Consider the following 22,123-nt stretch of genomic DNA (forward strand, 5'->3'; position numbering starts at 1 on the left):
CTATTCGTCGGCAGCGTCAGATGTGTATAAGAGACAGCTTCTCCGTCGTGTCCGCGCTCGTCACGCCCTGCGACAGCCGCCGCCCCAGTACGGCCGACTCCGGGCCCCGCATCGCGGCTTGCACGGTGCGCGAGCCCCCGAAGCGCTGCACCTGGGCCTCGTGGATGTCCACCAGCGCCACGGCCGCCGCGCGCACCGCCGAGTCATTGCCCCGGCGCAGCAGCCCCACCAGCGCGGGCACCGCGGCCTCCTGGCCCGTGCGCCCCAGCGCGCGCGCCACCTCCAGGGTGTAGAAGGGGTCCGCGAGCAGGCCCAGCAGCGCGGGCACCACCACCGGGTCCCCGCACCGGCCCAGCACGTCGATGGCGGGGAAGATGCGGAAGAAGTTCCCGCTGCCCAGCGCCGCCAGCAGCGCGTCCACCGCCGCGCCGCCGCCCACGCGGCCCAGCGCCTCGATGGCCGCCACCGCCACGTTGTCGTCCGCGTGCACGGTGAGCCGGGACAAGAGCGGCACCGACCGCCGGCCGCGGCGCCGGCCCAGCACCTGGGCCACGTCACAGACGAGGGCGGGGTTGGCGTCCTCGCCCAGCGGCTCCAGCACGCCCTCCACGTCTCCGGTGGAGGCCACCAAGGCCTCCACCGTCGCGGCCAGGCGCGCCTCGCTGTCGCGGCGATGGACCAGCACGTCGCGCAGCGACGCCACCGCGGGCGTCCCCAGCTTCGCCAGGGCGCCCACCACGGCGCGCCGCACCGCCCAGCTCTGGGCATCCAGCCCGCCCACCAGCAGCGCCAGGCTGGAGGCGCCGCGCCGGGCGAGCTGCTCCACCTCATCCACCTGGGAGCGGTCCTCCGCCGACAGCGTCAGCGGGTGCACCGACGTCGAGGATGTGGCCGTCATGCCCGCTGCTCCCGCGGCGAGGACGCCGCGGCCTCTGGGTTGTCCTTCCCACCGCCCAGCGCGCCCTGCAGCTTCGCCAGGCTCTCCGACTGCGCGCCTTGCAGCCGCGTGAGGTGGGCCAGCCGGCCCGCAACCTCCCGCACCTCCGCGGCGGTGGTGGCCGTCGCGCGCGACTGCTGCGCGGTGGCGGTGGTGATGTCCCGGGCCCGGACGCGAATCTCCTCCACGCTCTTGGCCAGGCCCTCCATCACCGACGTGGCCTCCGCGCTGGCGCGCGCCACCACGGCCACGCCCGTGGCCTGGCGGCTGGCGGAGCCCGTGAGCGCCCCCAGCGCCTCGGTCTGTTCGTCCAGCGCGCGCGACGTCTGCCGCGCCACGCGCCGCACCTCGTCCGCCTCCCGCACCAGCCCGCTGAGCGCCTTCGACTGCTCCTCGGCGGCCCGCGTCACCGACGCGGCCAGCTTCGCCACCTGGCGGCTGGCCGTCTCACCCTGCTTGAGGGCGCGCGCCTGCTCCGTCATGCCTCGCGAGGACTGGGCCACCTGCTTGCGCGTCTCCTCCATGGCCCGCGTCACCTCCTGGGCGGCCGTGGCCTGCTCGGCCAGCCCCACCAGGGTGCGCTGGGTGGCCGCCGCCGCCTCCTGCGCCAGGGTGCCCACCCCCGCCACGTCACGGCTCTGGGTGGTCACCGCCACGCTCACGCCCTGGACGAGCTGGCGCATCTGGGAGGTGCCCTTGGCCAGGTCCGCCGCCGCCAGCGCCTGCTCCTGCACGGCGCGCGACACCTTCTGGGCCGCCTCCGCGAGCTGGCCGTTGGAGCGCACCACCTCGCGCAGCGCGCGCGCCTGTTCGGAGGTGGCCTGCATCGTCTGCCGCGACATGCGCCGCATCTCCGCGCCGCCCTGCGCCAGCGACTGGGACGCCTGCGCCTGCTCCGAAGCGGATGAGGCGATGGCCCGCCCCTGCTCGCTCACCTTCGCGGTGCCCTGGACCAGCGCCTGCGTGGCCTGCACCTGCTCGCCGGAGGCGCGCGACACCTCGCGGACGTTGTTCCCCAGGTCCTCCACGCCCTTGAGGATGGTGGACAGCGCGCGCTCGGCGTCCCCGGCCAGCGCCGCGCCCTCGTCCGCCGCCCGCACGCCTTCGCCCGAAGCGGTGGCCGCCTCGCGCGCCGACGTCTGCAGGCCCCGGACGATTTTCGCCACGTCCGCGCTGGCCGCCGCCGCGCGGTCCGCCAGCGCGCGAATCTCCTCCGCCACCACCGCGAAGCCCCGGCCGTGCTCACCGGCGCGCGCCGCCTCGATGCTGGCGTTGAGGGACAAGAGGTTCGTGCGGTCCGCGATGAGGTTGATGGTCTGCACGATGTCGCCAATCTCCTCGGCGCGCCGGCCCATCTCCTTCATCACCCCGGCCGACCCGACAATGGACTCGCGGATGCGGCCGAAGCCGGCGATGGAGCGCGTCACCGTGGCACCCCCCTCCCGCGCGGTGGCCCCCACGCGCTCGGCGGTGGTGCGCGCCTCCTCCATCATCTGCGCCACCCGCCGCGTGGACGACTCCAGCTGCGCGGAGGCGGCGGCGCTGCCAGCCGCCAGGGTGTTGATTTGCTCGGAGGCCTTCGCCACCGCCTGCGCGGAGCGGGCGAGCTGCTCGATGGTGGCCGCGTTGGCCTCCACCGTCGCCGCGTTCTTCTCCGCCGTGGCGGCCACCTCCTCCACGCTGGCGGCCACCTCCTCCACGCTGGACGCGGTGCTGGCGGAGTGCGTCTCCAGCGTCCGGGCGTTCTCCGCCACGCCCTTCACGCTGCGCGCCAGCTCCTCCACCGTGGCCGCCGTATCCTCCACGCTGGAGGCCATGGCCGTGGCGTCCCGGGACGCCTCGCCCAGGGAGCGGACCACTCCCGTCACCGCCTGCGTCACCTGCGCCACGCGCTCGCCCACGCCCTGCGAATCCGTGGACAGCCGGGCAATGCCCTTGGCCATCTCCTCGGCGGTGGCGGCCACCTGTTCGGTGGCGGCGGCGCTGGCCTGGTTGCGCGACACCAGGTCCGCCACGGTGGCGTTCATCTCCGTCATGGAGGCCAGCAGCTCCTCGCTGGAGGCAGCCAGCTCCTCCGCGTTGGCGCTCACGCCCTTCACCGAGCGCGACACCTCCTCCAGCGCCCCCGCCGTGGCGTCCGCCGAGGCCGCCAGGTGCGCGGCGTCCTTGCGCACGCCCGCCACGGAGGAGTTCACCTCCTGGAGGGTGCCCGCGGTGGCCTCGGCCTCCTTCACCTGGGCCCGCGCGGAGTCGCTCACCGTGCGCTGCGAGCGCACCAGCTCATGGACGGACTGCCCCGTCTCCTCCACGTGCGCGGCCACGGATTCGATGGCGGCGCGCACCTGCTCGGAGGCCGCGGCCTGCTCGTTGCCGCCGGCCGCCAGCCGCGTCGCCAGCCCCTCCACGGCCCGCACCAGCTCCGTGCTCTCCTGGATACTGCGCACCGCCTCCCCGGCCAGGGCCCGGGCCGCATCCAGCGTCACCCCTGCGTTACCGCTCTCCGTCGCCATCCAACGTCTCCTCCCCGATGACCCGGGGAAAATCGATGAGCATCACCAGGCGCGGCCCCACCTGGGCCACGGCCTTCACGAAACCGCGCGCTCCCTCCACGACCAGCGGAGGGGGCGGCTTGAGCTGCTGGAGGTCCAGCTTCAGCACCTCGCGGGCGCTGTCCACCACCAACCCCACGACCCGGCCGCCGAGCTGCGCCACCACCACCCGGGAGTCGAGCGTGCGCTCCACGGGCGGCAGGCCGAAGCGCAGGCGGGCGTCCACCACCGGGATGACGCGCCCGCGCACCTGCACCAACCCGGCGACGTGCGGCGCGGCGCCCGGCACGGGCGTGGCCCCCGCGAAGGACTCCATCTGGAGCACGTCCGCCGCGGGCAGCACGTACTCGGCTCCATCCACCTTGAACACAACATGCAGCACGCTCATGCGAGGCGCCTCTCTTCCTGGGCGGAAGCCCTGCGCTGGTGCGGCGCGCCGCCACCTCGCGCCAGCCCGAGCGCGGCCAGGTCCAGCACCAGCGTGGGCTGCCCATCCCCCAGGTCCGTGGCGCCCACCACGCCGGGCACGCGCACCAAGGGGTCCTCCAGCGGACGCAGGACGATTTCCTGCTGCCCCACCAACCGGTCCACGCCGAACGCGACGAGCTCACCGCGCTGACGCACGAGGAGCGCCTTGGCCGCCGAGTCGCCTCCGTGGCCGTCCGCGTCCCCGCGCCCCAGCAGCCGCGCCAGCCCCAGCAGCGGCACCGAGCGCCCCCGGCGCTCCAGCAAGGCCACGCCCTCCGCTCCCGCGGGCCACACCCGCCGCGCGGCGTCCACCTCGATGAGCTCCTCCACGGAGCCCACCGCCACGGCGTAGCGAAGCCCGGCGCATTCGAAGACGAGCGCGTCCAGCAGCGTAATGGTGAGCGGCACGCGGAGCCGGAAGGTGGTGCCGGCGCCGGGCCGCGTCTCCATCCCCAGCTCGCCGCCCAGCTGGTCCACGATGATGCGGTGGACGATGTCCATGCCCATGCCCCGCCCGCTGGTCGCGTTGGCGGCATCCCGGGTGGAGAAGCCGGGCCGGCAGAGCACCTCCAGCAGCGCGTCCGGCGTCGCGGGCACTGGCACGCCCGCGCGCGCGGCCACCGCCCGCGCATCCACGCCGCGCCCGTCATCCGCCACGGTGAGGTCCAGCAGCCCCCCCGCCCGGCCATGGCTGGCCACGCGCAGCACGCCCTCTTCCGGCTTGCCCGCGGCGCGGCGCGCCTCCGGCGACTCCAGCGCGTGGTCCACCGCGTTGCGCACCAGGTGCACCAGCGCGGGCAGCAGCCGGTCCGCCACGGCCTTGTCCAGCTCCGCGTCGCCCACGTCCAGCTCCAGCCGCACCGACTTGCCCGTGCTGCGGCGCAGGCCGCGCACCAGCAGCGGCAGCCGCTCCAGCACGTCCCCCACCCGCACCATGCGCAGGCGGAGGATGGCCGTGCGCATGTCGCGAAGCTGGCGCGCGTTCTCCTGGAGGATGGCCTGCAGCTCGCGCGTGGGCGCGCCGGCCGCCGTCAGCGCCGCCACCGCGCGGGTCAGCCGCGAACGGTTGACGACGAGCGCCGCCAGCCGCTCCAGCGCCTCGTCCAGCCGGGACACGTCCACCCGCAGGGAGCCGCCGCCACGCCGCGCCTCCTCGGGCTCCTCTTCCATCAGCGCCGACTCGGGCAGGGGCGCCAGGGCGGGCGCCCGCGGGGCCTCGGCGGCCAGCGGGCGCACCGACGCGGGCGGCCCCCCCGCGGCCTCCAGCAGCGCGGCGTCCGAGGCCTCGGTGAGCAGCAGCAGCACGAACGTGAGCGCCCCGCCGCCCACGGCGGCCCCCGACAAGGGCAGCACCCTCACCGTCTCGCCCAGCGGGGCCACGCGCTCACGCACGCTGTTGATGGTGACGCCATGGGCGGCGCGGTCCGCGCCAGGGATGAAGTCCAGCCGCACCGCGCGGCGGCCATCGGTGACGCCCGTGGCGAGCTGCTCCCGCTCCGCGGCGGAGAGCCGGGAGGCCACGGCCTCCTCCAGCATCAGCGCGGCGGGCGCGGGCTTCGCGGCGCCCCCACCCGGAGCGCTGTCGGCATCCAGCGCCTCCAGCCGCGCCAGCAGCCCCGGAGGCACCGGCGCGGCCTGCTTGCCCGCGGCGAGCTGGCGGACGCGCTGCTCGATTTCGCGCAGCCCCTCCATCAGCGGCTCCACGCTGGCCTCGGGCAGGCGCCCCCCGGCGCGGTCGGCGTGGCGCAGGCACGTCTCCATCCAATGCGCGATGTCGACGATGGGCTCCACGTCCACCATGGCGGACAGGCCCTTGATGGTGTGCACGGCGCGGAAGAGCTCGCGCACGGCGCGCGGGTGCGGCTGCCCCCGCCGGATGCCGGCCTCCATGGCCAGCAACTGACGGTGCCCCGTCCCCAGCAACTCCTCCGTCTCCGCCAGATAGGCGGGGAGGAAGTCCGCGAGGTCCACGGACGCGCTCAAGCGCGCCTCCCCTCCAGCAGCCCACGCGCCTCCGACAAGATGGCGTCCGGTGTGAAGGGCTTCGTCATGAAGCGACTGGCCCCCGCCGCCAACGCCCGCGTCCGCGAGGCATCGTCACCACGCGTGGTGACGATGATGATGGGCAGCTCGCGCAGCCGGTCCTGCCCCCGCACGAACTCCACCACCTCGATGCCGCCGATGTCCGGCATGTTCAGGTCCAACACCAACAAGTCATACGGCTGGAGCGACAACCGCTCGATGGCCTCCAAGCCACTGGAAGCGTGCGTGAAGGTAAGGCCCGGATAGGGCCGCAGGCACGCGACCACCATGTCGCGCATCACCTTGCTGTCATCAACGACGAGCACCTCTGCCATGGCGTCCCCTGGAAACGGCCACCGAACCTAGAGCGATTCCTCGAAGTTGAAAGACATGGTCGGACCCGTGGCCGCTGCAGCGCACACTGGCAGACAGTCCACAACATCGACGTGCCCCGCCTGGGACACTCGGTATCAGTCTCAACCCGCCCGCAGTGTGGAAGCCGCCGGCCTGGACGCCCGCCCGCCCGTCTCCTGCCTGGCCTGCCACCTGGGTAACGGCCGCGGCGAGGGACACGCCGTCAGTCCCTCACCACGGGCGGCCGCTCGCGCGGCAGGCGGACGCGGAACGTGGCGCCCTCTCCGGGCGCGCTGTCCACGGACACGCCGCCCCCATGCGCCTCCACGATGCGGCGCAGCCGGTACAGGCCCAGGCCCAGCCCGCCGTAGTGCCGCACCGGCACGGCGCGCTCGAAGCGGCGGAAGAGGCTCTCCAGCCGCCCGGGCGCGATGCCGATGCCGTGGTCCTTCACCATCAGCGTCGCCACGTCCTGTCCGGACTCCAGCCCCACCTCCACCGGCTTGCCCGGCCCGAACTTCATCGCGTTGGACAGCAGGTGCGTCATCACCTGGGACAGGCGCGCCGCGTCCCACCGCCCCGGCGTGGGCTCCAGCGGGCTGAGCACCAGCAGACAGCCCGCGCGCGCCGCCGCCTCCTCCGAACGGACCACCGCCTCGCGCACCACCAGCGCCAGATCCACGTCCTCCAGGTGCAGCCGGGGCGCGCCGCCCTGGAGCTGCGACACGTCCAGCAGCGACTCCACCAGGTCCGCCAGGCGCTGCACCTGCCGGTCCGCCGAATCCAGCGCGCGCTCCAGCCGCCCAGGCCCGCCGCCCAGGCCCGCGCGCAGCACGCCCTGGGCACCCTGCACGCGCAGCCGCAGCGCCGCCAGCGGGGTGCGCAGCTCGTGGGCCGCCACGCTGAGGAAGTCGTCACGCGCGCGCACCGCCTCCTGCGTCTCGCGGTAGAGGCGCAGCTGCTCCGTCACGTCGCCAATGATGCCGGCCATCCGCACCGGGCGGCCCTGCGCGTCCCGCAGCGCCCGGCCGCGGCTCACGCACGAGCGCCAGGTGCCCGTGACGTGCCGCAGCCGCAGCGTCACGTCATAGGGCGTGCCCCGCTCCAGGTGCGCGGACAGCGCGGCCATGACGTCCGGCCGGTCGTCCGGGTGAATCAACTCCAGGAAGGCGGAGAACGTCCCGCCGAAGTCCCCTTGCCCCAGGCCCAGCATGTCCAGCAGCGGCGGGCTCCAGTAGAAGGCCTGGCCGCGCAGGTCCCAGTCCCAGATGCCGTCGTAGGAGCCGCTCACCACCAGCCGGTAGCGCGCCTCGCTCTCCCGGGCGGTGCGCTCGGCCTGCTCCAGCAGCCCCACCCGCCGCTCCAGCTGGCGCACCATCCGGTACAGGTGGTCCTCGGTGCTCAGGTCCACGGGCGGAGACGTGTGGGCCGGCCCACCGGCGCGCAGCTCGCGCAAGAGCGCGCCCACCAATTCGTCCCCCTCCTGCGTCCTGCGCACGAAGCGGTTGGCCCCCACGTTGTGGGCCATGCGCAGGTCCAGCTCGTCGGGCGCCACGGTGTGCGTGAGGATGACGGGCACCCGGGCCAGCCGCGGGTCCTGCCGCAGCCCCAGGCACAGCTTGAAGCCGTCCATGCCCGGCATCAGCGCGTCCGCCAGCACCACGTCCGGACCGCGGCGCCGCGCCAAATCCAGCGCCGTGGCGCCGTCCGCCACCAACGTCACGTCGAAGCGAAAGGGCGCCAGGTGCAGCTGCGCAAGCTTGCGGGAGACAGGGTCGTCGTCCGCCACCAGCACATGTGGCCGCCGTGCCTCCGGCCCCCCTCCCGCCTCCACCGGGAGGGCCTGCCGCGCCCCCTCCACCAGCGCCCCCAGCGACAGGGGCCGGCCCAGGTAGCGCTCCACCCGCAGGTCGAGCGGGCCCAGCGCCTCCCTCTCCGCGGGGAAGGCGCTGATTTGCAACAGGGCGCCCGCCAGCGCCAAGGCGCGCTGCAGTGACTCCAGGTGCGTCCCGTCCGATACCAGCAGGCCAGCGGCCGCCACCACCACCTGCACCGACTCCGTCTGCAGCAGCGTCAGCGCACCCGGCACGTCCGCGGAGACCCAGACCCTCCAGCCCTGGCTTTCCAGGGCGAGCACCTGGAGTTCCCGGGAGGCACCGGGGTCTTCGATGAGCAGGAGGGAGGGCGTCATCACGACGAGTCGAAGGTGGGCGGGCCGCCAGGGCGTTCAGACACCCCGGATGAAGGAAAGAGTCGCAGTCTGGGCACCGAACGCACCGAGTCAAGCGCTCCGGCGGCAAGTGTTCTCCGGTGCAAATGACCGCCAGTCGGCCGCCGGCCCTGGGCCCTCCTTCCCGGAACGCATCCGCGTGACGGATGCATCCAGCGCGACAGCGGTATCTCGTCAACAGTCGCATCCGGGCAGGCAGGGGCTCACCTGTGGCCAGCCCGCCACCCCCGAGGTCTTTCCCTGCGACATGCCGCGCGGCTCCCGGAAATCCTGCGTCCCGCCCCGCCGCCGCGTGACGCCGGGCCGGCCCGCCACCAGGCACCGGCACGATGGCAACGTCGATTCTTCTGCATCCGGATTGCATTGGAAGCAGCTACAACCGTCTACCGGAAGCACGCGCGGGGAGTCGGGGGAGACCCGCTGAGAGGCATCACGCGGAGCGTGAAGACTCAACGCTCCAGGTCTCAGCAGGGTGAAAGTGACCGTCAAATCGGTTATTCGAAAGGGCATCATGGGAGCAAAGAGAAGTGCCGTGCAGCCGAAGCTCACTGAGTTCCAGGACCGGATTCGTTCCGCGGGCCTGCGCAGCACCGCGCCCCGCGTGGCGGTGTTGCGGGAGCTGGAGGACGCCACGTCCCCGATGAGCCACGCCGACCTGGTGGACGCGCTGGGTGACGAGGGCTACGACCGGGTGACCATCTACCGCAACCTGACGGACCTCACCGAGGCCGGGCTCGTGGTGCGGGCGGACCTGGGCGACCACGTCTGGCGCTTCGAGCTGAAGCGCGCGGGCGAGGAGCACAACGGCAGCCACCCGCACTTCACCTGCACCGACTGCGGCACCGTGGCCTGCCTCCCGGAGGAGTCGGTCCGCATCGCGTCCTCCAAGGGCGTGCCCCGCGCGGTGTCCCAGCGCTCGGTGGAAGTGCAGCTTCGCGGTCTCTGCGACGGCTGCAACTGAGTAACGGGGCCACCGCGGCCCCGGCGCGGGCACCGGGAAGATGCGTCGGAGAGCGACCTGGCATGCGTCGGGGGCTGAGCATTTTCCCACCCCCGGGCCTGCCATGCGCTTCCGCCTTCAGGGGAGCGGACACATCCTGGGGACGGCGTCGTGGGGGAGACCGCCCCGCCTTCGCCGGAGGCTTCGGTGCAACCCCTTCAGACACTGCTGGTCGTCGACGACGACCTCGACATCCGTGACGCGCTCCAGGACGTCTTCGAGCTGGAAGGCTACGCCGTCCTGCTCGCGGCGGATGGCCTGGAGGCGCTGACCCAGCTCCGCCAGGTCGAATCCATGCCGGACCTCATCCTGCTCGACCTGATGATGCCGCGCATGGACGGCTTCGCCTTCCGTGAGGCGCTGCGTCACGACACGAGCTTCAGCCGCATCCCCGTGCTGGTGGCCAGCGCGGACCTGGACGTGAGGGGCGCGGCGGAAGGCCTGGACGTCGCCGGCTGGCTGCGCAAGCCGCTGGACCTGCGCGAGCTGCTCAGCGCGGTGAAGCGGCTCAGTCAGTTGCCCAACTGAGCGCGAGCGCCTGCCCGGCTGCCCTGCGGCCAGGGCCGCCCCTGGGGCACCCGGCATGGATTGGCGAGAGCAAGAAGCGGCCCCACCCTTGCTTCCAGCAGCCGGTCCAACCGAACTGAACTCAGGGAGAGGGATGATGAAGAAGCTCATCGCCGCAGTCGCTTTGTGTGTGGGTAGCGCCGCGTTCGCGCAGCAGCAGCCGTCGCGCACGCAGGTGCCCCGTCCTGGTACGGAGAAGAGCACCGGCGTGGACGCCACGGAGGTGGGGCCCGCCATTGGCGAGGCCGCCAAGGACGTGACGGGCGTCCAGACGGAGGATGAAGGCACCTTCAAGATGGACAAGGCCATGAGCCTGCGAGGCACCCTCAAGGATGCCACCGCGGACGGCGTGAGCCTGTCCCGCCCGGGCCTGCCTGACGCGGACCTGGACGTGCGCGACAAGACGAAGCTGATGCTGGACGGCAAGAAGGTCGCCAAGACGGATGAGATTCCGGAAGGCGCCTCGGTGCGCGCGAAGTTCCAGCTGGAGGGCCAGGAGGTCGTCGCGCTGGAGCTGCGCGCCACCAGCCCCAAGGGTGCCAAGAAGAAGCAGCCGGGCACCGGCGGCGCGGGCACGCAGCCGCATGAGTCCGTCGACAAGGAGCTCGACGGCACGCCGACGCGGTAGCCCTGGCGACACGCGCATCGTGGCTCGAAACGGGCCCGCTTCCACACCGGAGGCGGGCCCGTTTGTTTTTCATCACCACGAGGCCCTCTTCTTCTCCAGACAGGGAAGCGTTTTACCCACGCAGACCCTGTTTCCCAGGCGGTCAGGCGTCCAAAGCCCGGTATGCGAATTGCTGTGCGTCCCCGGGAGGAGGAAGCGGTGAATCGACGACTGTTGGCTGGGTGGGTAGGGGTGGCGGTGATGACGGCGTGGGCATGCGGTGGCTCGAACGAGCCCACGCCCCCCACGACGGACAACGATATCGACAACATTCCACCGGTGACGCGGCCAGAACCCGACGCCGGCACGCAGCCGGACGCGGGCACGCAGCCGGATGCCGGGACGGAGCCGGACGCGGGCACGGAGCCAGACGCGGGCACGGAGCCAGACGCGGGCTCGGAGCCGGACGCGGGCAGCGGCCCTGTTGAAGGACCGTGGCCGACGGACGCGGTGACGAACTACTCATCCCGCTACGACATCTCCCGGGCGCGGGCGGTGGGCGTGGACGCCGCGCACAACATCTGGCTGTTGGATGGGGACCGGATTGGCGTGCTGCGCGCGGACACGCGACAGGTCGTCTGGACGCGCTCGCCCATTGGCCAGGCCCAGGGCGGCTTCGGTCCGGACCGGGCGGCCACCGGCTCCACCGTCATCTGTGGCGGCGACGCGGGCCGCGCCTACGTGGGCTACGCCACGACGGACCTGCGCACGGACCCGGAGTTCCCGGGCCTGCAGCCCAACTACATCGTCAGCCCCACCGAGTGCTACCAGCCGGACCCGGCGCAGCCGTGCTTCCCGTACAGCCACCGTCGGCTCCAGTACTACAAGCAGGGTGACGTGGACGTGGTGCGCCTGGACGACAGCGGGCAGATTGTCCTCGAGGAGCACCTGCACCAGTCGGTGCGCAACACGACGGACGCGAACGGCAATCCCCACGTGCAGACGGGCCCGCGCCGGCTGGATGACGTGGACAACCTGGGCATCCGCAACAGCAACGACCATCACTTCGACGAGGACCGCAGCATCCTGAGCTGCGTGACGGTGATGCACGGCAGGGACCAGGGTGACGTCTACGTGGGCTCCAACCACGGCGTCACCCGCATCCGCGGCCTGGAGTACAGCTCCCACCGCCACCCGGTGTGGCTCAACGAGAATGGCAGCCAGATGGCGGGCTACACCTACGGGCTGGGCATCGCGCAGGACGGGGACGTCCTCATCGCCAACGAGTGGATGTTCGGCATCGTCACGCCGACGCCCCACCACGGCGACTGGGACAACATGGACAAGCGCGTCAACCTGATGAAGGTGGAGTCCTCCTACCTGCCCCAGGTCAACGGCATGAGCGAGTTCGACAGCTGGCGCGGCTTCCAGCAGACGACGGACGGCCGCTACTACCTGGGCAGCAAGGACCACGGCCTGTGGGAGATGACGATTACGTGGGCCTCCAATCAGGCCCAGACGGGCACCCGGCTGACCGGCGCCAACGCGGAGCAGCGCGCCGCGCTCCAGAACATCAGCGCGCTGGCGGCCACGGGTGACGGCTCGCTCTACATCGGCACGGAACGCTCGGGCCTGTGGCGCCTCACGCCGCTGAAGACGCTGGAGAAGGTGGCGGGCGTGAGCGGCTCCCGGGTGCGGCAGCTCCTCCACGACCCGCGGGTGACGCCGGCGGCGCTGTACGTCCTCACCGACAGCGGCCTGACGGTCCTCCGCGGCAACTGAAGCGCGAGGACCTCTCCGGGGCTCGCGCGTCTACCGCGCGCCCGCGGCGGCCTTCGTGGGCACCGGGGGCCGCGTGGGCAGGCGGAGGATGAACGTGGAGCCTTTTCCCTGCGCGGAGCGCACGGTGATGCTGCCGCCCATGGCCTCCACGATTTGACGGGTGATGAAGAGGCCCAGGCCCAGGCCGCCGTAGTGCCGCTCCGACACGGCGCGCTCGAACTTGCCGAACAGGCGCGCCATGCCGTCCTCGGAGATGCCGATGCCCTGGTCCTTCACGGCGAGCACCGCCGTGAGGCCCTCGCTCGCCAGCGACACCTCCACCGGCTGGCCTCCGCCGTACTTCACCGCGTTGGAGAGCAGGTTCACCAGCACCTGCTCCAGGCGCAGCGAATCCCACTCCCCCAGCAGCGGCCCGTCCACGTGCAGCGTCAGCGTGCTGCCGGCGCGGTTGAACTCCTCGGAGAAGGCCTCCGCCATCTGCCGCACCAGCTGCGCCAGGTCCAGCTCCCGGGGCTCCAGCGACAAGCGGCCCGCGGCCAGCCGCGACACGTCCAGCAGCGTGTTCACCAGCCCCACCAGCCGCGACAACTGACGGTCCAGCACGCGGGCCCTGGGCGCCAGCTCCGCGGGTGGCTCCTGGTTCGAGCCTCCCACCTGACGCAGCAGCAACTGCAGGTGCAGGCGCAGGCTGGTGAGGGGCGTGCGCAGCTCGTGGGCCGCCACGCTGAGGAACTCATCCCGGGCGCGCACGGCCTCCTGCGTCTCGCGCAGGGCCTGCTCGCGCACCGAGCGCTCCCGGGCCGCGCCCGCGTCGCGCTGGGCCTCCACGCGGCGGCGCTCCGTCATGTCCTCCACGTAGATGCACGCGGCGACGATGGCGCCTTCACGGCGCACCGGGTGGTAGCTGGCGCGGTAGACGCGGGTGCGCTCGCCATGGGCGCCCGACTCGCGGTGGATGATCTCCACGCCCTCCAGCGCCACGCCTGTCTCCAGCACGCGGCGGACGCGGCGCACCACGTCGGCCGCGGAGGGTTCGGCGCGCAGCACCTCCACCATGGACTGGCCCAGGTGGGCCTCGCGCGACACGCCGTTCATGGCGGCCATGGCGTCGCTCACCTCGACGAAGCGCAGCTCGCGGTCGATGATGGCCATGCCCAGCGGCACCGTGGACATGAGCTCGGCCAGCTCCACCGGCCGCGCACCGCCGGCGGCAGGGGGCCCCGCGCTCCCTCCACCTGCTGGCGCTGTCACGTCCGGCCCCGTGTCCTGGGCGGACCCGAGCCTGGGGGTCATCGTCTCCCCGGGTGTAGCAATCCCAACGGTTACCGTCACGGCACGCCCCCCGGACGTCTGTCCACTGATGGAACAATGCCTGAGGACGCTTCGGAATCTTCCTGAAATCGCGCGGGTTTTCCCCTGCACCCTGAGCGCCGGCCGCTGGCTGGGCAGGCGTGCGAGGGACACCTGCTTCAACCCACCCCGCCTGGCTCTCTAGAATCAAACGAGCCCTCCCGCCGTCCCTGGCACGGAAAGGAACCGAACCGCATGCGCCTGAGACGTCTCGCCCGTCGTGCCGCGCCCCTGGCAGCCCCGGCCAACAGCCTCCGGCGGGACGGGCAGGAGGACGAGCGCAATGCGCTGGTCGCGCGCAGCGGCGCCGACCCCTTCCGCACGGAGCGGCGCCTGCGGCTGCGGGACCACTTCTCCCTCTCGGAGAACGTGCTGATGCTCCAGCACCTGCACGCCGAGCATGACGGCCTGCGCATCGCGCAGCTGTCGGACGTGCACGTGGGGCAGGCCACCTCGGCGCTGCGCATCCGCCGCGCGGTGGAGGCGGTCAACGCGGAGAAGCCGGACCTGGTGTTCCTCACGGGTGACTACGTCACGCACAGCCCCAAGCCGCTGCCGCGCGTGCGCGAGCTGCTGGCCGGCATCGCGGGCCATGTCTACGTGGTGATGGGGAACCATGACCACTGGGTGAACGCGCCGTACCTGCGCGAGTCCTTCGAGCGGATGGGCTACACGGTGCTGCAGAACGAGCACCGGCAGGTGCACGTGAAGGGCGCGCCGGTGACGGTGCTGGGCATCGACGACGGACTCACGGGCCGGGACGACGTGGAGGCCACCTTCCGGGGCGCGCCGGTGTCGGGCACGCGGCTGGTGCTGGCGCACACGCCGCCCACGGCGGACAAGCTGCCGGCGCACGCGGGGCTGGTGCAGTTCTCCGGGCACACGCACGGCGGCCAATTCGTGGTGCGCGGCCTGACGGAGGCCATCTTCCGCCGCGCGGGCCAGCCGTACATCCGCGGCCACTACCACGTGAATGGCAACCAGCTGTACGTGAACCGGGGCCTGGGCTTCGGCTTCGGCGGCCCCTACCTGCGCCGGGGCAGCGAGCCGGAGGTGGCCTTCTTCACGCTGCGCCAGGCCGCCGTCAGCGCGGGGTGACATGCCCCCCGTACGGCCGGAGCGGGTAGCATGCGCCGCATGCGCAAATCCCTGCTCCGGTGTGCCGTGCTCGTCCTGCCGCTCGTAGGCTGCATCCCGTCTCACGTCGACTACGTCAAGCTGCCGGAGGCGGGGAAGTTCGCCCTCATCAACGTCGACGGCCGACTCGCCTATCTCATCGACCCGCGCACGGAGAGCTGCTTCCTGGTCACGTCGACCAGTGACAACCACTCCCTCGTGCACGTCCCCTGCGACAAGCTGAAGCGGAACCTGCCGGAGGCCTCCACCTTCATCACCTGGGTTCCCGACAGCGCGGAGGCCCCGGCCGTCAGCGCCACCACGCCCTGAGCCTCAAGGCCGCAGCGGAACGCCCAGCCGTCCACTCCCCAGCCCTTCCGCCTTCTTGCGCCGCAGGCTGAAGGGCCCGGACCCGAAGTAGACGATGAACAGCGCGCCACCCGCCATGGAGAGGTTCTTCATGAAGTGGATGAGCTGGTTCTGCGCCTGCACCGGGTCCGTTACCAGCCAGAACCGGTGGACCATGAAGGCGGCGGACAGCAGGAAGATGGCGATGGCCGCCGCGCCCAGCCGAGCGAACACGCCCAGCAACACGGACAAGCCGCCCACCACCAGCGCCACGCCGGACGCCAGCACCGCCAGGCGCGGCTCGGGCACCCCGGACGCCTGGGCCACGCCCGTCAGCGCCTCCAACTGGAAGAAGTGGTTCAGGCCGCTGGTGATGAAGATGGCCGAAAAGAGCAGCCGGCCAATCGGCGCTAGCACGCCCATGAATCCTCCCTGTCGTCCCTCCTCCCAGCCCCACAACGCTGGCAGGACGTCGTCATTCACAACGTGGGCATCGATTCCTGCGTGACACCGGCCGCTCGCCTGCCTGCTCGCCCTTCACCGCGGGCCCTTTCAGGCCATGGCACGCTGCGACAACACGCCACACGCGAGCCCCCGGACCAGCACGTATGGTGCCCGGGCCGTGAAGAACGCCCTGACTGTCACCCTCCTGCTGTCCAGCGCCGTGCTGTTCGCCCCCACCTCGAGCGCCTGGGCCTGCGCGACCTGCGCCTGTGGCGACCCCACGCTCATGTCCATGGGCACCGAGCAGCCGTTCTCCGGCCGCCTGCGCCTGTCCTCCACCGTCCGGGGCTGGGGGCACACCGTCGGAGAGGAGGGGGTGGACGCCCTGCGCCTGCGCGAGGCGCGCATGGACCTGGCGGTGGCCTACGCACCGCTCCCCTGGCTGTTCCTCTCCGCCACCCTGCCCCTGCAGGCTCGCGAGGTGCGACACGTCAGCCTCGCCCGGGACCGCGGCTGGGGCATTGGCGACGTGGAGGTCGCCGCGAAGGTGTTCCTCTTTCAGGACAAGGCCTTCTCCGCGGACCACCTGTTCAGCGTGCTGGGCGGCGTGAAGCTCCCCACCGCGCCCGTGCTGCGCGGGCCGGACGGCGCCCAGTTGGCCCTGGACAGTCAGCTGGGCAGCGGCTCCGTGGACCCACTGGCCGGCTTCGCCTATCAGCACTTCCGAGGCAGCTGGTCCTTCCTGGCCAGCGCCACCGGCTTCCTCCCCACGCGCGGCATCCAGGGCTTCCGCGCGGGTGCTTCCTTGCGCACCACGCTCGCCGCGCAATACCAGCCGTCGGCCCGCTGGGCGCTGCGCCTGGGCTTCGACAGCCGCCTGGAAGCGCCAGCCGACTCGGAAGCCGAGCACCAGGGCCACACGGACAGCGACCGCCATGAGCACACGGGCGGCTTCATCGGCTACGCATCTCCCGACGTCATCTTCAGCCCGGGCATGGACGTCGTCGTCGCGGCGGGCGTCCGCGTGCCCTTCATCAACCAACTGCGTGGCCGCGTCGTCCCCACGCCCATCGCGATGTTGTCCGTCGCCTACGACCTCTGAACCATGCGCTCCTTCTTCAAGCCCGTCGCCATGGGCGCCGCCCTCCTGTCCGTCACCGGTTGCGGCGGCACCGACGTCCAGAACGGCATGACGCTCGACCTGGCGCTCATCACCGCCCGGGCGCGGCCCATCTCGGGCGCGGCCGGCGCGCGCGAGCTCATGAACGACCAGGGCACCCACGCCGTCTTCACCAGCGGCTTCGTCACGCTGGGCAGCGTGGAGTTGCTTCCGTGCGCGGAGGTCGGCTGGAAGCGCTTCCTGCGTCAACTGTCCCCCGTGGGCACGGCGTGGGCTCACCACACCGCCACCAACCCCCTGCGGATGGACGTCCCGCAGGTGGTGAGCCTGGGCAGCGCGGATGGGACCGTCATTCCGCTGGGCACGCTGCGCCCGGCGCCGGGCCGCTACTGCCACGCGCGCCTCACCTTCGAGCCAGCGGGCGACGACGCGCAGGGCCTGGGCGCCGCCGCCCAGGGCAACGCGCCGGTGGACATGGTGGGCCGCAGCCTGCACCTGCGCGGCACCCTGAGCACCGGGCAGGACGGCGAGCCCCAGCCCTTCGAGGTGAGCTTCCAGACGCGCGCGTCGGTGGACGTGTTACTGGAGTGGGTGACGCTGTCGGAAGCCGAGCCCCACGCGCAGCTCGTCTTTGCGCTCTCGTGGGATACGTGGCTGGATGGCGTCAGCGCCGAGCAGCCGCCCGCCAACGTGGACCTGGTGGCCAACGTGGCCCGCTCGGTGGTGCCCCCCTCCTCCGCCGCACCATGACGCCTCCGCCCCAAGCCGCCCCGCCGCTCCCAGAGCCCGACTCCCGGGCCCGCATCAACCTGGAGTGGCTGCTGCGCTTGCGATGGGGCCTGCTGCTGGGCCAGACGCTCGTCATCGGCGTGGCGGCCTTCGGGTTGGAGCTGGCGCTGCCAGTGCCGGTGCTCGCCGCGCTGCTGGGCCTGGAGGCGCTGACCAACGTGTCGGTGCGGGCGTGGCTGGCGCGCGGCCTCCGGGTGACGGAGGGCACGCTTGGCAAGCTGATGCTGTGGGACACGCTGGTGCTCACCGGCCTGCTGGCCCTCAGCGGCGGCACGCACAACCCCTTCACCACGCTCTACCTGGTGAACGTCGCGCTGGGCACCGTGCTGCTGCCCCCTCGGTGGATGTGGGGGCTGCTCGGCTTCACGCTGACGGCCTTCGGCTCGCTCTTCGTGTTGCAAGACGTGGAGCTGCCAGCGGGCCTGTCGCGGCCAGACCACGCGGAGCTGATGCGGCTGCACCTCAGCGGCATGTGGGTCGCATTCGCCGTGGCCGCGGGCTTCATCGTCTACTTCGTCCAGCGCGTCACGCGGGCGCTCGGGGCGCGGGAGCAGGAGCTGGCGCAGGCGCGCGCGCTGCACGCGCGGCGGGAGAAGGTGGCCTCGCTGGCGACGCTGGCCGCGGGCGCCGCGCACGAGCTGTCCACACCGCTGTCCACCATCGCCGTGGTGGCCAAGGAGGTGGAGCGCGCGCTGGCCACCGCGGGCACCTCCGAGTCCGTGCGCGAGGACCTGCGCCTCATCCGCCAGCAGGTGGACCGCTGCCGTGATGTGCTGGTGCAGATGTCCGCGGACGCCGGGCAGACGACGGGCGAGCCCTTCCACCCCGTGCCCCTGGCCCGGCTGGTGGAGGACATGCTGGCGGAGCTCCCCGGCGCGGAGCGGGTGACGGTCGAGCTGCCCGCCGAGGCCCGCGAGTGGCACGTCCACGGCCCCCCTCGGGCGCTGGCCCGGGTGCTGCGCGGGCTGGTGAAGAACGCGCTCCAGGCATCACAGCTTTCACGTCCCGTGGAGCTGCGCGTGCGAGCGCGCGGCGAAGGCGCCCTGCTGGAGGTGCGCGACGCGGGCACGGGGATGGCGGCGGACGTGCTGTCCCGGGCGGGCGAGCCCTTCTTCACCACCAAGCCACCGGGCGAAGGCATGGGCCTGGGGCTCTTCCTGGCACGCACGCTGGTGGAGCAGCTGGGCGGCTCGCTGGAGCTGCGCTCGACGCCGGGCCAGGGCACCACGGCGAGCCTCGCGCTGCCGGTGACGGGGGGCGCGCCATGAGCATCGCCAGCGCGGGCACGGAGCAGCGCCCCAGCCTGCTGCTGGTGGATGACGACTCCACCCTTCGTGAGCGGCTGGCGCGTGCCTTCCGCGAGCGCGGCTGGGACGTCACCACCGCCGGGGACTACGACGAGGCCCTGGCCGCCGCGGGCCGCGAGTCGCCCGAGTACGCGGTGGTGGACCTGCGCATGCCGGGCCGCAGCGGCCTGGAGGTGGTGAGGGACCTGCTCGCGGTGGATGCCTCCACGCGCGTCATCGTCCTCACGGGCTACGGGAGCATCGCCACCACGGTGGATGCCATCCGGCTGGGCGCGGTGAACTACCTGCCGAAGCCCGCGGACGCGGATGACCTGCTCGCGGCCTTCGCGCGGGCGTCCGGCGAGCCCTCCGTCGCGGCGGCGGAGCGCTTCGAGGCGCCGTCCCTGGCGCGCGCCGAGTGGGAGCACATCCACCGCGTGCTGGCGGACTGCGGCGGCAACATCTCCGAGGCGGCTCGCAAGCTGGGCATCCACCGGCGCTCGCTCCAGCGCAAGCTGCAGAAGTACCCGCCTTCCCGCTAGCACCTTTGCTATGGGTGGCGGAATGTCGACCGCACTCCAGACCCGTCCTCCCAGCCACCTGGCCCCCGGCCGCTTCGGCCAGACGCGCTACATGATTCGCCGCAAGTTCTTCAAGCTGTTCGGCGACGCGTTCCACATCTACGACGAGGCGGGCAACCTCGCCTTCTACTCGAAGCTGAAGGCCTTCAAGTTGAAGGAGGACATCCGCATCTACGGCGACGAGGAGATGCGCGAGGAGCTGCTCACCATCAAGGCACGCGGCATCCTCGACTTCGGCATGACGTACGACGTGACGGACGCCACCACGGGCGAGCGCATGGGCGCGCTGCGCCGCAAGGGCCTGCGCTCCCTCCTCCGCGACCAGTGGCTGGTGCTGGACGCGAATGACCAGGAGGTGGGGAAGATTGAAGAGGACAGCATGATGATGGCGCTGGTGCGCCGCTTCCTGACGGCGCTGATTCCCCAGTCCTTCACCGGGACGCTGGGCGACACCCAGGTGCTCGCCTTCCACCAGCGCTTCAACCCGTTCATCCAGAAGATTGATTTGGACTTCTCCATGGACAGCGACCGGCGGCTGGACCGGCGGCTCGGCATCGCCGCGGCGGTGCTCATGTGCGCCATTGAAGGCCGGCAGCAGTAGGCTCCGAGCCTTCTCCCAGACGGGCGACGGCGGCCTTCAGGGCGCCGCCCGTCGCATCACGTCGCGCGGACCTCAGGGAGCGCGAGCTTCGATTCGCCAACAAGCGGCGGTGAACCGCACCTCGTCGCCGTGCACATAGGGGTTGAAGGCGGCAAGGACGGTTTCGATGACGTGCGTCCGGGTCCGCTCGTCGGCTTCGTGAAGGACGCGGCCGAGGGGCCCAAGCCGGCTCACGTACTGGAGCAACCCGCGCTCGGGCAGGGCACAGGTGGCGTCAACGGGCTGGATGTCGATGTCCGCCCAGCCGCTCTGCTCCAGGATGCGATGGACGCTGCCCTGGTCCGCGAAGGCGAACTGTCCCGGCGCGCCCGGCTGACGCGTGGGGAGGTTGGGGAGGAGGGGCGCCGCGGCCCGCTCGGCGGTCGTCATGAACGGGTTCTCCGAAGGGCCTCGCCAGGCGATGACGCTCAGCCTGGCGTTCTCCTTCGAGGCACGCCGCAGGTTCGCGAAGGCCTGGACGGCATCGTCGAAGAACATCACGCCGAAGCGTGAAATCACCATGTCGAAGCGCGCCGGCTCGAAGGCGTGGTGCTCCGCGCTGGCTTCGATGAAGCTGGCGGCCACCTGCTCCGCTTCGGCCCGGGCCCGCGCCGCCGCGAGCATGGGCGCGGAGATGTCGATGCCGACGCAGTGTCCCTGGGCACCGAGCCGCCGCGCGACGGCGAGCGTCGTGCCGCCCGTCCCACAGCCCACGTCGAGCACCTGACGCGCGCCGCGGGCCTGGACGGCTTCGACGAGCAGGTCCTCGAACGGCTTGAACATCCCTTCGAGCAGGTCCCGGCTATCGACCCAGGCCTGTCCCGCGGGGCCATTCCAAAGCGCTGCCTGCCCCTCCGGGGGCTGGTGACCCGATGCCATCGTGCGTCTCCCTTCACATGCCTTCAAGAAGTGAAGGCCGTACAGTGCCAGTTCAAGCCGACTTGAGGTCAACAAGGTGAGCGCCCTGCACGTTACCGAGGGCGGCCGGCGCACGGGCGTTCCTGCCTCGACGCCGCGCTTCCATGAGGCGAGGAACCTGCTCTCCTCGACGGCAACGCAGACCCTTCGGGCGCCACCAGGGCAGCAGGCCAAGGCCCGGAGCGCATGCATGCTCCACGAGCCACCGCGCGGATGGCCGTCTCCCCCTCCTCCGGCCCCTGGATGAGCTACCTCTCTTAGCTCGCTGTTCGGAAATGTCGGGGGTTTTGGCGCTACAAAAGTCCCGACATTTCCGAACAGCTATCCACCGGGCTGCGCCCCCGACCCAGAAGGCGACTCTCGCCGTCGCTGCCTCCATGCTCACGGCCGCCTACCACTTGCTGCGCCAGGACCTTGCCTACAAGGACCTGGGCGCTGACTCCTTCGTGCGCTCCAGCAAGGCGCAGCTCGCCAAGCGGCTCCTGCGCCGTCTCGAAGACCTCGGCGTCCATGTCGCTCTGGCGCCGACGGCGCAGGAGACCTGCCCCCCCTCTTCTGCCAACCCCAACACCTCGGTGCTCTCCCGAAGGTGTGGCAGCGCCAGCAGACGGCGCCCAACAACCGGGGCACCAACGCCGGCTACGCCATGGACCTCGCGGCGTACGACTTCAACAAGCTCGGCTGGAAGGTGACACGCATGGCCTGCGGTGACGTGCCCAGCAGGGACTCGTTCATCCCGTGCAGCCAGCACATGGCGGCCATCGACATCGCCTTCGCCAACATCGCCAACGCCGTGGCCAACTGCAACTCGCTGGCCTACCAGTCACCGCCGCCCATCCCCCAGAAGCAGCTTCGCTCGCGGATGATTTTCAACTCGCACCTCTACGGGCTCGGCAACGAAGGCCATGACTTCAACCAGTCGCTCCCGGGCGATGAGCGCTGGGCCCTCATCGAATCCATGAAGACGCTCTGACTCGACCTTCGCCATCCTGGCCCGCCGCTCAAGCCGCCCGTG

At 72.0% G+C, this 22,123-nt stretch carries 20 protein-coding genes; 12 read left to right on the top strand and 8 right to left on the bottom strand.

Going from position 1 to position 22,123, the window contains the following annotated elements; translation table 11 throughout:
• Positions 1 to 894 precede the first annotated feature (894 nt).
• The 5 genes from HV824_RS23730 to HV824_RS23750 all read right to left on the bottom strand — a co-directional run bounded on the left by HV824_RS23730 (position 895) and on the right by HV824_RS23750 (position 8,521).
• Entirely contained in the window at positions 895 to 3,447 is a 2,553-nt protein-coding gene (locus tag HV824_RS23730) for a methyl-accepting chemotaxis protein (RefSeq protein ID WP_176424290.1), read from the bottom strand.
• Positions 3,428 to 3,874 (bottom strand): chemotaxis protein CheW, encoded by a 447-nt coding sequence (locus tag HV824_RS23735; protein ID WP_176415916.1) that lies wholly within the window; start codon positions 3,872 to 3,874, stop codon positions 3,428 to 3,430. The genes HV824_RS23730 and HV824_RS23735 overlap by 20 nt, the downstream gene beginning before the upstream one ends.
• Complete coding sequence (locus HV824_RS23740; protein WP_176424291.1) at positions 3,871 to 5,937, bottom strand: chemotaxis protein CheA; 2,067 nt, start codon at positions 5,935 to 5,937, stop codon at positions 3,871 to 3,873. Before HV824_RS23740 ends, HV824_RS23735 begins: the two co-directional genes overlap by 4 nt.
• Entirely contained in the window at positions 5,934 to 6,311 is a 378-nt protein-coding gene (locus tag HV824_RS23745; protein WP_163785954.1) for a response regulator, read from the bottom strand. Before HV824_RS23745 ends, HV824_RS23740 begins: the two co-directional genes overlap by 4 nt.
• Positions 6,312 to 6,553: 242 nt before the next feature.
• Entirely contained in the window at positions 6,554 to 8,521 is a 1,968-nt protein-coding gene (locus HV824_RS23750; protein WP_217917674.1) for an ATP-binding protein, read from the bottom strand.
• A gap of 550 nt (positions 8,522 to 9,071) precedes the next feature.
• Here HV824_RS23750 and HV824_RS23755 point away from each other — a divergent pair.
• The 4 genes from HV824_RS23755 to HV824_RS23770 all read left to right on the top strand — a co-directional run bounded on the left by HV824_RS23755 (position 9,072) and on the right by HV824_RS23770 (position 12,516).
• Positions 9,072 to 9,521 carry a Fur family transcriptional regulator gene (locus tag HV824_RS23755; RefSeq protein WP_176412337.1) on the top strand — a complete coding sequence of 150 codons (450 nt, stop codon included), beginning with the start codon at positions 9,072 to 9,074 and terminating at the stop codon, positions 9,519 to 9,521.
• Between the two features lie 186 nt (positions 9,522 to 9,707).
• The gene (locus HV824_RS23760) at positions 9,708 to 10,088 is read left to right on the top strand and encodes a response regulator (protein ID WP_176418625.1); all 381 of its coding nucleotides are present in this window, start codon (positions 9,708 to 9,710) and stop codon (positions 10,086 to 10,088) included.
• Between the two features lie 133 nt (positions 10,089 to 10,221).
• Positions 10,222 to 10,755, top strand: coding sequence for a hypothetical protein (locus HV824_RS23765; RefSeq protein WP_163781864.1), 534 nt, complete (start codon positions 10,222 to 10,224; stop codon positions 10,753 to 10,755).
• Positions 10,756 to 10,953: 198 nt separating this feature from the next.
• Positions 10,954 to 12,516: a hypothetical protein gene (locus tag HV824_RS23770; RefSeq protein ID WP_368670956.1), complete on the top strand. Its 1,563-nt coding sequence runs from the start codon at positions 10,954 to 10,956 to the stop codon at positions 12,514 to 12,516.
• A gap of 30 nt (positions 12,517 to 12,546) precedes the next feature.
• Here the strand turns inward: HV824_RS23770 and HV824_RS23775 are convergent, their stop codons facing one another.
• Positions 12,547 to 13,707, bottom strand: a complete 1,161-nt coding sequence (locus HV824_RS23775; RefSeq protein WP_176418629.1) for a PAS domain-containing sensor histidine kinase — start codon at positions 13,705 to 13,707, stop codon at positions 12,547 to 12,549.
• Positions 13,708 to 14,061: 354 nt separating this feature from the next.
• Between HV824_RS23775 and HV824_RS23780 the strand changes: the two genes are divergently transcribed.
• Both HV824_RS23780 and HV824_RS23785 read left to right on the top strand, forming a co-directional pair.
• Positions 14,062 to 14,964, top strand: coding sequence for a metallophosphoesterase (locus HV824_RS23780; protein WP_176418624.1), 903 nt, complete (start codon positions 14,062 to 14,064; stop codon positions 14,962 to 14,964).
• 39 nt (positions 14,965 to 15,003) lie between these two features.
• Positions 15,004 to 15,312 carry a hypothetical protein gene (locus HV824_RS23785; protein WP_255208291.1) on the top strand — a complete coding sequence of 103 codons (309 nt, stop codon included), beginning with the start codon at positions 15,004 to 15,006 and terminating at the stop codon, positions 15,310 to 15,312.
• 3 nt (positions 15,313 to 15,315) lie between these two features.
• Here HV824_RS23785 and HV824_RS23790 read toward each other — a convergent pair whose 3' ends face one another.
• On the bottom strand, positions 15,316 to 15,753 hold the full coding sequence (locus HV824_RS23790) for a DoxX family protein (RefSeq protein ID WP_176418622.1): 438 nt from the start codon (positions 15,751 to 15,753) through the stop codon (positions 15,316 to 15,318).
• 199 nt (positions 15,754 to 15,952) lie between these two features.
• Here HV824_RS23790 and HV824_RS23795 point away from each other — a divergent pair, with 199 nt between their 5' ends.
• The 5 genes from HV824_RS23795 to HV824_RS23815 are packed head-to-tail and all read left to right on the top strand — an operon-like array spanning position 15,953 to position 20,151.
• Complete coding sequence (locus HV824_RS23795; protein ID WP_176418621.1) at positions 15,953 to 16,876, top strand: transporter; 924 nt, start codon at positions 15,953 to 15,955, stop codon at positions 16,874 to 16,876.
• A gap of 3 nt (positions 16,877 to 16,879) precedes the next feature.
• Complete coding sequence (locus tag HV824_RS23800) at positions 16,880 to 17,644, top strand: hypothetical protein (RefSeq protein WP_176418620.1); 765 nt, start codon at positions 16,880 to 16,882, stop codon at positions 17,642 to 17,644.
• Positions 17,641 to 18,951: an ATP-binding protein gene (locus HV824_RS23805; RefSeq protein ID WP_176424293.1), complete on the top strand. Its 1,311-nt coding sequence runs from the start codon at positions 17,641 to 17,643 to the stop codon at positions 18,949 to 18,951. The genes HV824_RS23800 and HV824_RS23805 overlap by 4 nt, the downstream gene beginning before the upstream one ends.
• Complete coding sequence (locus tag HV824_RS23810) at positions 18,948 to 19,511, top strand: response regulator transcription factor (protein WP_176418618.1); 564 nt, start codon at positions 18,948 to 18,950, stop codon at positions 19,509 to 19,511. The genes HV824_RS23805 and HV824_RS23810 overlap by 4 nt, the downstream gene beginning before the upstream one ends.
• 22 nt (positions 19,512 to 19,533) lie before the next feature.
• Entirely contained in the window at positions 19,534 to 20,151 is a 618-nt protein-coding gene (locus HV824_RS23815; RefSeq protein WP_176412332.1) for a hypothetical protein, read from the top strand.
• A gap of 72 nt (positions 20,152 to 20,223) precedes the next feature.
• Here the strand turns inward: HV824_RS23815 and HV824_RS23820 are convergent, their stop codons facing one another.
• Positions 20,224 to 21,069 carry a class I SAM-dependent methyltransferase gene (locus HV824_RS23820; protein ID WP_176418617.1) on the bottom strand — a complete coding sequence of 282 codons (846 nt, stop codon included), beginning with the start codon at positions 21,067 to 21,069 and terminating at the stop codon, positions 20,224 to 20,226.
• A gap of 628 nt (positions 21,070 to 21,697) precedes the next feature.
• Between HV824_RS23820 and HV824_RS23825 the strand changes: the two genes are divergently transcribed.
• Positions 21,698 to 22,081, top strand: a complete 384-nt coding sequence (locus HV824_RS23825) for a hypothetical protein (RefSeq protein WP_255208292.1) — start codon at positions 21,698 to 21,700, stop codon at positions 22,079 to 22,081.
• Positions 22,082 to 22,123 lie beyond the last annotated feature (42 nt).

Origin of the sequence: Myxococcus sp. AM009, assembly GCF_013372605.1 — a bacterium.
Lineage (GTDB): Bacteria > Myxococcota > Myxococcia > Myxococcales > Myxococcaceae > Myxococcus > Myxococcus vastator.

Excerpts from the sequence above, each read along its gene's own strand:
- HV824_RS23730 (WP_176424290.1), bottom strand. The coding sequence starts at position 3,447 with ATGGCGACGGAGAGCGGTAACGCAGGGGTGACGCTGGATGCGGCCCGG.
- HV824_RS23735 (WP_176415916.1), bottom strand. The coding sequence starts at position 3,874 with ATGAGCGTGCTGCATGTTGTGTTCAAGGTGGATGGAGCCGAGTACGTG.
- HV824_RS23745 (WP_163785954.1), bottom strand. The coding sequence starts at position 6,311 with ATGGCAGAGGTGCTCGTCGTTGATGACAGCAAGGTGATGCGCGACATG.
- HV824_RS23750 (WP_217917674.1), bottom strand. The coding sequence starts at position 8,521 with ATGACGCCCTCCCTCCTGCTCATCGAAGACCCCGGTGCCTCCCGGGAA.
- HV824_RS23755 (WP_176412337.1), top strand. The coding sequence starts at position 9,072 with ATGGGAGCAAAGAGAAGTGCCGTGCAGCCGAAGCTCACTGAGTTCCAG.
- HV824_RS23765 (WP_163781864.1), top strand. The coding sequence starts at position 10,222 with ATGATGAAGAAGCTCATCGCCGCAGTCGCTTTGTGTGTGGGTAGCGCC.
- HV824_RS23780 (WP_176418624.1), top strand. The coding sequence starts at position 14,062 with ATGCGCCTGAGACGTCTCGCCCGTCGTGCCGCGCCCCTGGCAGCCCCG.
- HV824_RS23785 (WP_255208291.1), top strand. The coding sequence starts at position 15,004 with ATGCGCAAATCCCTGCTCCGGTGTGCCGTGCTCGTCCTGCCGCTCGTA.
- HV824_RS23790 (WP_176418622.1), bottom strand. The coding sequence starts at position 15,753 with ATGGGCGTGCTAGCGCCGATTGGCCGGCTGCTCTTTTCGGCCATCTTC.
- HV824_RS23800 (WP_176418620.1), top strand. The coding sequence starts at position 16,880 with ATGCGCTCCTTCTTCAAGCCCGTCGCCATGGGCGCCGCCCTCCTGTCC.
- HV824_RS23805 (WP_176424293.1), top strand. The coding sequence starts at position 17,641 with ATGACGCCTCCGCCCCAAGCCGCCCCGCCGCTCCCAGAGCCCGACTCC.
- HV824_RS23810 (WP_176418618.1), top strand. The coding sequence starts at position 18,948 with ATGAGCATCGCCAGCGCGGGCACGGAGCAGCGCCCCAGCCTGCTGCTG.
- HV824_RS23815 (WP_176412332.1), top strand. The coding sequence starts at position 19,534 with ATGTCGACCGCACTCCAGACCCGTCCTCCCAGCCACCTGGCCCCCGGC.
- HV824_RS23820 (WP_176418617.1), bottom strand. The coding sequence starts at position 21,069 with ATGGCATCGGGTCACCAGCCCCCGGAGGGGCAGGCAGCGCTTTGGAAT.